Origin of the sequence: Vibrio sp. V30_P3S12P165, from assembly GCF_009904905.1 — a bacterium.
In the GTDB taxonomy this organism is placed as follows: domain Bacteria; phylum Pseudomonadota; class Gammaproteobacteria; order Enterobacterales; family Vibrionaceae; genus Vibrio; species Vibrio fujianensis.
The window spans coordinates 74,922-83,962 of sequence record NZ_WXWH01000055.1; the positions used below are offsets into that span (position 1 = coordinate 74,922).

At 46.1% G+C, this 9,041-nt stretch carries 20 protein-coding genes; all 20 read right to left on the reverse strand.

Annotated elements, in window-relative coordinates; translation table 11 throughout:
- Window positions 1–5: 5 nt before the first annotated feature.
- The 20 genes from rpmD to rpsJ all read right to left on the reverse strand — a co-directional run bounded on the left by rpmD (window position 6) and on the right by rpsJ (window position 8,732).
- Window positions 6–182, reverse strand: a complete 177-nt coding sequence (gene rpmD, locus CAG57_RS11240) for a 50S ribosomal protein L30 (RefSeq protein ID WP_078926679.1) — start codon at window positions 180–182, stop codon at window positions 6–8.
- Window positions 183–188: 6 nt separating this feature from the next.
- Window positions 189–692: a 30S ribosomal protein S5 gene (rpsE, locus tag CAG57_RS11245; protein WP_078926680.1), complete on the reverse strand. Its 504-nt coding sequence runs from the start codon at window positions 690–692 to the stop codon at window positions 189–191.
- 14 nt (window positions 693–706) lie between these two features.
- Window positions 707–1,060 (reverse strand): 50S ribosomal protein L18, encoded by a 354-nt coding sequence (gene rplR / locus CAG57_RS11250; protein ID WP_008072351.1) that lies wholly within the window; start codon window positions 1,058–1,060, stop codon window positions 707–709.
- A gap of 9 nt (window positions 1,061–1,069) precedes the next feature.
- Window positions 1,070–1,603, reverse strand: a complete 534-nt coding sequence (gene rplF, locus CAG57_RS11255; protein WP_099610465.1) for a 50S ribosomal protein L6 — start codon at window positions 1,601–1,603, stop codon at window positions 1,070–1,072.
- A gap of 17 nt (window positions 1,604–1,620) precedes the next feature.
- Window positions 1,621–2,013, reverse strand: coding sequence for a 30S ribosomal protein S8 (gene rpsH / locus CAG57_RS11260; protein WP_099610466.1), 393 nt, complete (start codon window positions 2,011–2,013; stop codon window positions 1,621–1,623).
- A gap of 29 nt (window positions 2,014–2,042) precedes the next feature.
- Entirely contained in the window at window positions 2,043–2,348 is a 306-nt protein-coding gene (rpsN, locus tag CAG57_RS11265) for a 30S ribosomal protein S14 (protein WP_099610467.1), read from the reverse strand.
- Window positions 2,349–2,365: 17 nt separating this feature from the next.
- Window positions 2,366–2,905 carry a 50S ribosomal protein L5 gene (gene rplE, locus CAG57_RS11270; RefSeq protein WP_099610468.1) on the reverse strand — a complete coding sequence of 180 codons (540 nt, stop codon included), beginning with the start codon at window positions 2,903–2,905 and terminating at the stop codon, window positions 2,366–2,368.
- Between the two features lie 22 nt (window positions 2,906–2,927).
- Complete coding sequence (gene rplX, locus CAG57_RS11275) at window positions 2,928–3,245, reverse strand: 50S ribosomal protein L24 (protein WP_004745885.1); 318 nt, start codon at window positions 3,243–3,245, stop codon at window positions 2,928–2,930.
- Between the two features lie 13 nt (window positions 3,246–3,258).
- Window positions 3,259–3,630 carry a 50S ribosomal protein L14 gene (gene rplN, locus CAG57_RS11280; protein WP_004394532.1) on the reverse strand — a complete coding sequence of 124 codons (372 nt, stop codon included), beginning with the start codon at window positions 3,628–3,630 and terminating at the stop codon, window positions 3,259–3,261.
- 160 nt (window positions 3,631–3,790) lie between these two features.
- Window positions 3,791–4,045 carry a 30S ribosomal protein S17 gene (gene rpsQ / locus CAG57_RS11285; protein ID WP_099610469.1) on the reverse strand — a complete coding sequence of 85 codons (255 nt, stop codon included), beginning with the start codon at window positions 4,043–4,045 and terminating at the stop codon, window positions 3,791–3,793.
- Window positions 4,045–4,236: a 50S ribosomal protein L29 gene (rpmC, locus tag CAG57_RS11290; RefSeq protein WP_099610470.1), complete on the reverse strand. Its 192-nt coding sequence runs from the start codon at window positions 4,234–4,236 to the stop codon at window positions 4,045–4,047. The genes rpsQ and rpmC overlap by 1 nt, the downstream gene beginning before the upstream one ends.
- Window positions 4,236–4,646 (reverse strand): 50S ribosomal protein L16, encoded by a 411-nt coding sequence (gene rplP / locus CAG57_RS11295; protein ID WP_004394529.1) that lies wholly within the window; start codon window positions 4,644–4,646, stop codon window positions 4,236–4,238. The genes rpmC and rplP overlap by 1 nt, the downstream gene beginning before the upstream one ends.
- Before the next feature lie 11 nt (window positions 4,647–4,657).
- Window positions 4,658–5,356 (reverse strand): 30S ribosomal protein S3, encoded by a 699-nt coding sequence (gene rpsC / locus CAG57_RS11300; protein ID WP_004394527.1) that lies wholly within the window; start codon window positions 5,354–5,356, stop codon window positions 4,658–4,660.
- A gap of 19 nt (window positions 5,357–5,375) precedes the next feature.
- Window positions 5,376–5,708, reverse strand: coding sequence for a 50S ribosomal protein L22 (gene rplV, locus CAG57_RS11305; RefSeq protein WP_078926689.1), 333 nt, complete (start codon window positions 5,706–5,708; stop codon window positions 5,376–5,378).
- A 10-nt stretch (window positions 5,709–5,718) separates the two neighbouring features.
- The gene (gene rpsS / locus CAG57_RS11310; RefSeq protein WP_004394525.1) at window positions 5,719–5,997 is read right to left on the reverse strand and encodes a 30S ribosomal protein S19; all 279 of its coding nucleotides are present in this window, start codon (window positions 5,995–5,997) and stop codon (window positions 5,719–5,721) included.
- A 20-nt stretch (window positions 5,998–6,017) separates the two neighbouring features.
- Window positions 6,018–6,842, reverse strand: a complete 825-nt coding sequence (gene rplB, locus CAG57_RS11315; RefSeq protein WP_099610471.1) for a 50S ribosomal protein L2 — start codon at window positions 6,840–6,842, stop codon at window positions 6,018–6,020.
- 16 nt (window positions 6,843–6,858) lie between these two features.
- Window positions 6,859–7,161 carry a 50S ribosomal protein L23 gene (gene rplW / locus CAG57_RS11320; protein ID WP_004394523.1) on the reverse strand — a complete coding sequence of 101 codons (303 nt, stop codon included), beginning with the start codon at window positions 7,159–7,161 and terminating at the stop codon, window positions 6,859–6,861.
- The gene (rplD, locus tag CAG57_RS11325; RefSeq protein WP_078926691.1) at window positions 7,158–7,760 is read right to left on the reverse strand and encodes a 50S ribosomal protein L4; all 603 of its coding nucleotides are present in this window, start codon (window positions 7,758–7,760) and stop codon (window positions 7,158–7,160) included. The genes rplW and rplD overlap by 4 nt, the downstream gene beginning before the upstream one ends.
- A gap of 16 nt (window positions 7,761–7,776) precedes the next feature.
- On the reverse strand, window positions 7,777–8,406 hold the full coding sequence (gene rplC, locus CAG57_RS11330) for a 50S ribosomal protein L3 (RefSeq protein WP_099610472.1): 630 nt from the start codon (window positions 8,404–8,406) through the stop codon (window positions 7,777–7,779).
- A gap of 14 nt (window positions 8,407–8,420) precedes the next feature.
- Window positions 8,421–8,732, reverse strand: a complete 312-nt coding sequence (rpsJ, locus tag CAG57_RS11335) for a 30S ribosomal protein S10 (RefSeq protein ID WP_001181007.1) — start codon at window positions 8,730–8,732, stop codon at window positions 8,421–8,423.
- Between the last annotated feature and the right edge of the window lie 309 nt (window positions 8,733–9,041).

Sequence of the window (9,041 nt, forward strand, 5' to 3'; positions counted from 1 at the left end):
TATGATTACTCCTCAACTTTAACCATGTAGTGAACCTTGTTGATCATACCGCGTACACACGCTGTATCTTCAAGTTCCACTGTATGGTTGATTTTACGAAGACCTAAACCGCGCAAAGTAGCTTTATGCTTTGGCAGGCGACCAATTGAGCTTTTAGTTTGAGTTACTTTAATAGTTGCCATGTGTTCTTACTCCGAAATCGCTTCAACAGTTAGACCACGTTTAGCTGCAACCATTTCAGGTGACTTAACGTCAACTAAAGCGTCGATCGTTGCACGAACGATATTAATAGGGTTTGTTGAACCGTATGCTTTAGATAAAACGTTATGTACACCAGCAACTTCAAGTACTGAACGCATCGCACCACCGGCGATAACACCCGTACCTTCTGCAGCTGGCTGCATGTAAACTTTAGAGCCCGAGTGGCGACCTTTCACTGGATGGTGAAGAGTGCCTTCGTTAAGCGCGATAGTAACCATGTTACGACGTGCTTTTTCCATTGCTTTTTGAATCGCAGCAGGTACTTCACGAGCTTTGCCGTAACCGAAACCTACACGACCATTACCGTCACCAACCACAGTTAGTGCAGTGAAGCTCATGATTCGACCACCTTTAACCGTCTTAGAAACACGGTTAACGGCGATTAATTTTTCTTGCAAATCATTCGCTTGAACTTGTTGTTCTTTAGCCATCTTCCAACCCTACCTTAGAATTTCAGACCAGCTTCGCGAGCAGATTCTGCTAGCGCGGCTACTCGACCGTGGTATTGGAAACCAGAACGATCAAATGCAACTGATGCTACGCCTTTTTCTAGCGCGCGCTCAGCAACAGCTTTACCCACTGCTTTTGCTGCATCGATGTTTCCAGTATTCTTCACTTGCTCACGGATCGCTTTTTCTACAGTAGAAGCTGCGGCGATAACCTCAGAGCCATTAGCTGCAATCACTTGAGCGTACACGTGACGAGGAGTACGGTGTACTACTAGGCGAGTTGCACCCAGTTCTGCAATCTTACGACGTGCGCGTGTAGCACGACGGATGCGAGATGCTTTCTTATCCATAGTGTTACCTTACTTCTTCTTAGCTTCTTTAGTACGCACATTTTCATCTGCGTAACGAATACCTTTACCTTTATAAGGCTCAGGTGCGCGGTAAGAACGAATGTCAGCCGCAACTTGACCAACAACTTGCTTATCGCAACCAGTTAGGACAATTTCAGTTTGGCTTGGACATTCGGCTTTAACACCCGCTGGCAACTCGTGCTCAACTGGATGAGAGAAGCCTAGAGTTAAGCCTACAGCGTTGCCTTTCATAGCAGCACGGTAACCTACACCCTTAAGAACGAGCTTCTTAGTAAAGCCTTCAGTAACACCAACAACCATGTTGTTCACTAGAGCACGGGCAGTTCCTGCTTGTGCCCAAGCGTTTGCGATACCCTCACGAGGACCGAACGTTAGGTTGTTTTCTTCCTGAGCGATCACGACGCCAGTATGAACTACACGAGATAGCTCACCTTTAGGACCTTTAACCGTGATCTCTTGGCCGTTTAGTTTCACCTCTACGCCAGCTGGAATAGCGACAGGTGCTTTAGCAACACGAGACATGTTCTACTCCTATTAAATTAAGCTACGTAGCAAATGATTTCACCACCAAGACCTGCTTTACGAGCAGCGCGGTCTGACATCAGACCCTTGGAAGTGGAAATAACAGCAACACCAAGACCGCCCATCACTGATGGAAGCTCATCTTTCTTCTTATAAACACGAAGACCTGGACGAGAAACGCGTTTGATTTGCTCAATTACTGGTTTTGCTTGGAAATACTTAAGTGTGATTTCCAGCTCAGGTTTTGCTTCGCCTTCAACAGCGAAGTCTGCGATATAACCTTCAGCTTTAAGTAGTGCAGCAATTGCAACTTTCAGCTTTGAAGAAGGCATTTTTACAGCAACTTTATTTGCTGCCTGACCGTTACGAATACGGGTCAGCATATCCGAAATCGGATCTTGCATGCTCATAGACTATACTCCAAATGATTAAGTGGCAATTACCAGCTAGCCTTACGAAGTCCAGGAATCTCGCCTTTCATGCAAGCTTCACGAACTTTGATACGGCTTAGACCGAATTTACGTAGGTAACCGTGTGGACGACCAGTTTGGTTGCAACGGTTGCGCTGACGTGATGCACTTGAATCACGTGGAAGAGTTTGCAGTTTCAGAACTGCATTCCAACGATCTTCTTCTGATGCGTTTACATCGCTGATGATAGCTTTAAGCGCTGCACGCTTTTCTGCGTACTGAGCTACGAGCTTGGCACGTTTAACTTCACGTGCTTTCATTGATTGTTTAGCCATAACAGTAACCCTTCACCTTACTTACGGAATGGGAAGTTAAAGGCAGCCAGCAGAGCACGGCCTTCCTCATCGGTACTAGCAGACGTCGTGATAGTGATATCAAGACCGCGTACACGATCGACTTTATCGTAGTCGATTTCCGGAAAGATGATTTGCTCGCGAACGCCCATGCTGTAGTTACCGCGTCCGTCAAAAGACTTAGCGCTAACACCGCGGAAATCGCGTACACGTGGTAGAGCGATAGCAATCAAACGCTCTAGAAAATCCCACATGCGTTCGCCACGCAAGGTTACTTTACAACCGATTGGGTAGCCTTCACGGATTTTGAAACCAGCTACAGATTTGCGTGCTTTCGTGATAAGTGGCTTTTGACCAGAGATCGTTGCCATATCAGACGCTGCATTTTCAAGTAGTTTCTTATCGTTGATAGCTTCACCAACGCCCATATTGAGGGTGATTTTCTCAATTCTAGGGACTTGCATGACGCTTGTGTAACCGAACTGTTTGGTCAGTTCAGCGACTACAGACGACTTGTAGTAATCATGCAGTTTCGCCATAGTAGAACTCCAAATTACTCTATTAGTTAGAAACGATTTCGTTATTAGACTTAAAGAAACGAACTTTCTTACCATCTTCGAAACGGAAACCGATACGGTCCGCTTTGCCAGTTGCTGCGTTAAAGATTGCAACGTTAGAAGCATCAATTGCTGCTTCTTGTTCAACGATGCCACCTTGTTGACCTAGAGCCGGAACTGGCTTTTGGTGTTTTTTAACAAGGTTGATACCTTCAACGATAACTTTACCGGTTGCGAGAACCTTAGTTACTTTACCTTTCTTGCCTTTGTCTTTCCCAGCAAGAACGATCACTTCGTCATTACGACGGATTTTAGCTGCCATTGTTTGCCGCTCCTTACAGAACTTCAGGTGCTAGTGACACAATCTTCATGAATTTCGCATTACGAAGTTCACGAGTCACTGGACCAAAGATACGTGTACCGATTGGTTGCTCAGTATTATTGTTAAGCAATACGCAAGCATTTCGGTCGAAGCGAATGACAGAACCGTCTGGACGACGTACGCCTTTACGGGTGCGAACTACCACTGCCTTCAATACATCACCTTTTTTTACTTTACCGCGAGGAATTGCTTCCTTAACAGTAACTTTGATGATGTCGCCCACATGGGCGTAACGACGGTGAGAGCCACCCAGAACCTTAATACACATTACGCTGCGAGCGCCTGAGTTATCAGCTGCGTCCAGCATACTTTGCATTTGGATCATGTTAGTGCTCCGCTAAATATTAAAAAAACTAGACCCATCTCGGGTCGGGCTGCCTCTTTAAAGGGACGCGAATTGTACCACCCTTTTTTGTGATTGGGTAGTCAAAAAACAAGCGGCCCCAAAAATAATTGGGGCCGCTGTATTCGCATCAAAAGCTCAATTAAATTTTGGCTTTTTCTACTACTTTAACCAATGTCCAAGACTTAGTCTTAGACAGAGGACGACACTCACAGATTTCAACGGTGTCGCCAATGCCACACTGGTTGTTTTCATCATGTGCGTGTACTTTAGTCGTGCGACGAACGAATTTACCGTAAATTGGGTGCTTCACGAAACGCTCGATAGCAACAACAATAGACTTATCCATCTTGTCACTAACAACACGACCTTGTTGGGTACGAATTTTGTCGCTCATTATGCGCCTGCCTTCTCAGTCAAAACAGTTTTCACACGTGCGATATCACGGCGGACAGCTTTCAGAGTATGAGTCTGTTGCAGTTGACCAGTTGCCGCTTGCATGCGCAAGTTGAACTGTTCTTTCAGCAAACTCAGTAGCTCAGAGTTAAGCTCTTCAACGCTTTTTTCGCGTAGATCTTGTGCTTTCATCACATCACCTGCTTAGTTACAAATGTAGTCTTGAATGGCAGTTTACGTGCCGCTAGGCGGAACGCTTCACGAGCCAATTCTTCAGGTACACCATCAACTTCGTACATCACCTTGCCAGGTTGGATTTGGGCTACCCAGTACTCAACGTTACCTTTACCCTTACCTTGACGAACTTCAAGTGGTTTTTCTGTGATTGGTTTGTCTGGGAACACACGGATCCAGATTTTACCTTGACGCTTAATATGACGCGTCATCGCACGACGTGCCGCTTCGATTTGACGAGCAGTTAGACGACCACGGCCTACAGCTTTCAAACCAAAGGTGCCGAAGCTGACTTCAGTACCTTTTGCTAGGCCACGGTTACGACCTGTATGAACCTTGCGGAACTTAGTACGTTTAGGTTGTAGCATCTGTCTACTCCTTACTTACGGCCTTTACGCTGCTTCTTAGGCTTGTCAGCCTTTGGCTCTACTGCGTTAGCAGCTGGCATACCGCCTAGAATCTCACCTTTGAAGATCCAAACTTTAACGCCGATTACACCGTAGGTGGTGTGAGCCGAAGAAGTTGCGTAATCAATGTCAGCACGAAGAGTGTGTAGAGGCACACGGCCTTCACGATACCACTCAGAACGTGCAATTTCAGCACCGCCTAGACGGCCACTTACTTCCACTTTGATACCTTTAGCGCCTAGGCGCATTGCGTTTTGTACTGCGCGCTTCATCGCACGACGGAACATAACGCGACGCTCTAGTTGAGACGCGATGCTATCAGCCACTAATTGACCGTCTAGCTCAGGTTTACGCACCTCAGAAATATTGATCTGAGCTGGCACACCTGCGATTTTAGCTACAGCTGCGCGTAGCTTCTCAACGTCTTCACCTTTTTTACCGATAACCACGCCTGGACGAGCAGTGTGAATAGTCACACGAATGCTTTTCGCAGGACGCTCAATAACGATGCGTGATAAAGACGCTTTTGCCAATTCCTTAGTGAGGTATTGACGTACCTTGAAGTCGCCGTCTAGGTTGTCAGCGAAATCTTTGGTATTAGCAAACCAGGTAGCATTCCAAGGCTTAACGATGCCTAGACGAATACCATTTGGATGTACTTTCTGACCCATTGCTTACTCTCCTAGTCTCTTAGCGATCTGCGACAACCACAGTAATGTGGCTTGAACGCTTCAAGATACGGTCCGCACGGCCTTTAGCACGAGGCATAATACGCTTCATGATTGGGCCCTCATCTACGAAGATTTTAGCGACACATAGATCGTCGATGTCAGCACCTTCGTTGTGCTCCGCGTTAGCGATTGCTGACTCAAGAACTTTCTTGATCAATTCAGCTGCTTTTTTGTTGCTGAATGTTAGAAGTTCTAGAGCTTGGTCTACTGACTTACCACGAATTTGATCTGCAACTAAGCGAGCTTTCTGAGGCGAAATGCGAGCAAAGTTATGTTTAGCGAATGCTTCCATCATCTACTCCTTAACGCTTCTTAGCTTTCTTATCCGCAGCATGGCCACGGTAAGTGCGAGTTGGGGCAAATTCACCCAGTTTGTGACCGATCATCTCGTCAGTTACGAAAACTGGAACGTGTTGACGACCATTATGGACAGCGATGGTCAAACCAATCATTGTAGGAATGATCATTGAACGACGGGACCAAGTCTTAATAGGCTTTTTGTCTCCGCTTTCCACCGCTTTCTCTACCTTCTTCAGCAAGTGTAGGTCAATAAATGGACCTTTCTTGAGAGAACGTGGCATGGCTTATCCTCTTAAATAGATTACTTAGTGCGACGACGTACGATGTACTTGTCGGTGCGTTTGTTTTTACGGGTCTTGAAGCCTTTCGTTGGCATACCCCATGGAGATACTGGATGACGGCCACCAGAAGTACGACCTTCACCACCACCATGTGGGTGATCAACTGGGTTCATTACCACACCGCGAACGGTAGGGCGAACACCACGCCAACGGCTAGCACCCGCTTTACCTAGTTCACGCAGCATGTGTTCAGCATTGCCAACTTCACCGATTGTTGCACGGCCTTCAGCAAGTACTTTACGCGTTTCACCAGAGCGTAGACGGATAGTGACATAAGCACCATCACGCGCTACAAGTTGTGCATATGCACCCGCAGAGCGAGCGATCTGCGCACCTTTACCAGGCGTTAATTCAACGTTATGAATGGTTGAACCCACTGGGATATTGCGCATTGGCAAAGCATTACCTGCTTTGATTGGCGCATCAACACCAGACTGGATAGTATCACCAGCTTTGATGCCTTTAGGTGCAATGATGTAACGACGCTCACCGTCTGCATACAGAACTAGAGCAATATTTGCGCTACGGTTTGGATCGTATTCTAGACGCTCAACTTTCGCTGGGATACCGTCTTTAGTACGTTTGAAATCAATCAAACGATAGTGTTGTTTGTGACCACCACCGATGTGACGTACTGTGATACGACCGTTGTTATTACGACCACCATTCTTAGAGTTTTTCTCTAGAAGAGGGGCGTAAGGCTTACCCTTGTGCAGGTCAGCGTTAACAACTTTAACAACGTGACGACGACCAGCCGAAGTCGGCTTACATTTAACAATAGCCATTTTTCAACTACTCCTGTTATTCCGCGCCGCCAACAAAGTCAAGATCTTGACCTTCTTTCAAAGTAACGTACGCTTTCTTCACGTCTGAACGACGGCCTTGGCGTAGACCTTGACGCTTGGTCTTACCCTTAAGAATAAGAGTATTTACAGACTTAACTTCAACTTCAAATAGCTTTTCTACAGCTGCTTTGATCTCTTTTTTAGTGGCATCTTTTGCTACTTTAAAAACGATAGTGTTCGCTTTTTCAGCAGCCATGGTTGCTTTTTCAGAGATGTGCGGTGCACGTAGAACTTTTAGTAGACGCTCTTCACGAATCATGCCAGCATCTCCTCAACTTGCTTAACTGCAGCAGCAGTCATAAGAACCTTGTCAAATGCGATGAGGCTCACTGGATCAATCCCAGCAACGTCACGCACGTCAACTTTGTACAGGTTACGAGCAGCTAAGAATAGATTTTCGTCTACTTCGCCAGTAACGATAAGCACATCGTTAAGCTCAAGTTCTTTAAGCTTAGCTACTAGCTCTTTTGTTTTTGGTGCTTCAACTGAGAAGTTATCAACAACGATCAAACGCTCTTGACGAACAAGCTCAGAAAGAATGCTTTTCATAGCACCACGGTACATTTTTTTGTTTACTTTAACGCTGTGATCTTGTGGTTTCGCAGCAAAAGTAACACCACCTGTACGCCAGATTGGGCTACGGATTGTACCAGCACGTGCACGGCCAGTACCTTTTTGACGCCATGGCTTAGCGCCACCGCCAGAAACTTCTGAACGTGTCTTTTGAGCACGAGTACCTTGACGAGCACCTGCTGCATAAGCAACAACTACTTGGTGTACAAGAGCTTCGTTGAACTCACGTCCGAAAGTAGTTTCGGAAACAGTTAGTGCGTTAGCACCTTTAACCATCAATTCCATTACTTACTCCTAGACGTTATGCTTTAACAGCTGGTTTGACGATCACGTTAGCGCCAGTTGCACCTGGGACTGCACCTTTAATAAGAAGCAGATTGCGCTCAGCGTCAACACGTACGATCTCTAGGTTTTGAGTCGTTACACGCTCAGCACCCATGTGACCTGCCATTTTTTTGCCTTTAAATACGCGACCTGGAGTTTGACATTGGCCAATTGAACCCGGTGCACGGTGAGACAAAGAGTTACCGTGAGTCATATCTTGAGTGCGGAAGTTCCAGCGCTTAACAGCACCTTGGAAACCTTTACCCTTAGATGTACCAGTAACGTCTACTTTTTTAACTTCGTTGAACAGTTCAACCGTTAGTTCAGCACCAACTTCGAACTCTTCGCCGTTTTCTAAACGGAATTCCCAAAGACCGCGACCAGCCTCAACACCTGCTTTCGCAAAGTGACCAGCTTCTGGTTTAGTTACGCGGCTAGCTTTCTTTGTACCAGCAGTTACCTGGATTGCTGCGTAGCCGTCAGTCTCAAGCGTTTTCACTTGAGAAATACGGTTCGCTTCAACCTCAACAACAGTTACTGGGATAGAAACGCCTTCTTCAGTAAATACGCGGGTCATACCCACTTTACGTCCGACTAGACCAATCATTATTCTAATCTCCCTTAACCTAGGCTGATTTGCACATCAACACCAGCCGCAAGATCAAGACGCATTAACGCATCTACCGTCTTGTCAGTGGGTTCGACGATGTCGATCAGACGCTTGTGAGTACGAATTTCGTACTGATCACGTGCATCTTTGTTTACGTGTGGAGAGATAAGAACAGTGAAACGCTCTTTACGAGTAGGTAGTGGGATTGGACCACGAACCTGTGCGCCGGTACGCTTAGCTGTTTCAACGATTTCCGCAGTAGAAGCATCGATCAATTTGTAATCGAAAGCTTTAAGGCGGATACGGATGCGTTGGTTCTGCATGAGACAGAGCTCCAATAAGTAAAAATTACACAAACAATATCGCCATTCGAACCTGCTAATGCGGGTGAATGCCGATTGATTTATGTGAAACCGTAGTACCCAAATTGGGCACATTGTCAGCTAATTAAATTAACCAAAGCTAATCATATTAACTGCGAACATAAGCTGAGTATACGTTACCTCACTCGTGTTGCCACAAGCTTGCTCCTCGCTGCTCATTGGTTCACAACTGGCTTAACCAGTGGGGGTGCATTATACAGATCACAGATTCTCTTGCAAGGGGTGTTTGAAAAATAAACGAATAATCGT

Coding starts and splice junctions, on each gene's coding strand:
- rplC (WP_099610472.1), bottom strand. CDS start 8,406: ATGATTGGTCTAGTCGGACGTAAAGTGGGTATGACCCGCGTATTTACT.
- rplB (WP_099610471.1), bottom strand. CDS start 6,842: ATGGCTATTGTTAAATGTAAGCCGACTTCGGCTGGTCGTCGTCACGTT.
- rpsQ (WP_099610469.1), bottom strand. CDS start 4,045: ATGAGCGACAAAATTCGTACCCAACAAGGTCGTGTTGTTAGTGACAAG.
- rpsH (WP_099610466.1), bottom strand. CDS start 2,013: ATGAGCATGCAAGATCCGATTTCGGATATGCTGACCCGTATTCGTAAC.
- rplE (WP_099610468.1), bottom strand. CDS start 2,905: ATGGCGAAACTGCATGATTACTACAAGTCGTCTGTAGTCGCTGAACTG.
- rplD (WP_078926691.1), bottom strand. CDS start 7,760: ATGGAATTGATGGTTAAAGGTGCTAACGCACTAACTGTTTCCGAAACT.
- rplW (WP_004394523.1), bottom strand. CDS start 7,161: ATGATTCGTGAAGAGCGTCTACTAAAAGTTCTACGTGCACCGCACATC.
- rpsJ (WP_001181007.1), bottom strand. CDS start 8,732: ATGCAGAACCAACGCATCCGTATCCGCCTTAAAGCTTTCGATTACAAA.
- rpsE (WP_078926680.1), bottom strand. CDS start 692: ATGGCTAAAGAACAACAAGTTCAAGCGAATGATTTGCAAGAAAAATTA.
- rplR (WP_008072351.1), bottom strand. CDS start 1,060: ATGGATAAGAAAGCATCTCGCATCCGTCGTGCTACACGCGCACGTCGT.
- rpmC (WP_099610470.1), bottom strand. CDS start 4,236: ATGAAAGCACAAGATCTACGCGAAAAAAGCGTTGAAGAGCTTAACTCT.
- rpsC (WP_004394527.1), bottom strand. CDS start 5,356: ATGGGTCAGAAAGTACATCCAAATGGTATTCGTCTAGGCATCGTTAAG.
- rplX (WP_004745885.1), bottom strand. CDS start 3,245: ATGGCAGCTAAAATCCGTCGTAATGACGAAGTGATCGTTCTTGCTGGG.
- rplF (WP_099610465.1), bottom strand. CDS start 1,603: ATGTCTCGTGTTGCTAAAGCACCTGTCGCTATTCCAGCTGGCGTAGAG.
- rpsS (WP_004394525.1), bottom strand. CDS start 5,997: ATGCCACGTTCTCTCAAGAAAGGTCCATTTATTGACCTACACTTGCTG.
- rpmD (WP_078926679.1), bottom strand. CDS start 182: ATGGCAACTATTAAAGTAACTCAAACTAAAAGCTCAATTGGTCGCCTG.
- rpsN (WP_099610467.1), bottom strand. CDS start 2,348: ATGGCTAAACAATCAATGAAAGCACGTGAAGTTAAACGTGCCAAGCTC.
- rplP (WP_004394529.1), bottom strand. CDS start 4,646: ATGCTACAACCTAAACGTACTAAGTTCCGCAAGGTTCATACAGGTCGT.
- rplN (WP_004394532.1), bottom strand. CDS start 3,630: ATGATCCAAATGCAAAGTATGCTGGACGCAGCTGATAACTCAGGCGCT.
- rplV (WP_078926689.1), bottom strand. CDS start 5,708: ATGGAAGCATTCGCTAAACATAACTTTGCTCGCATTTCGCCTCAGAAA.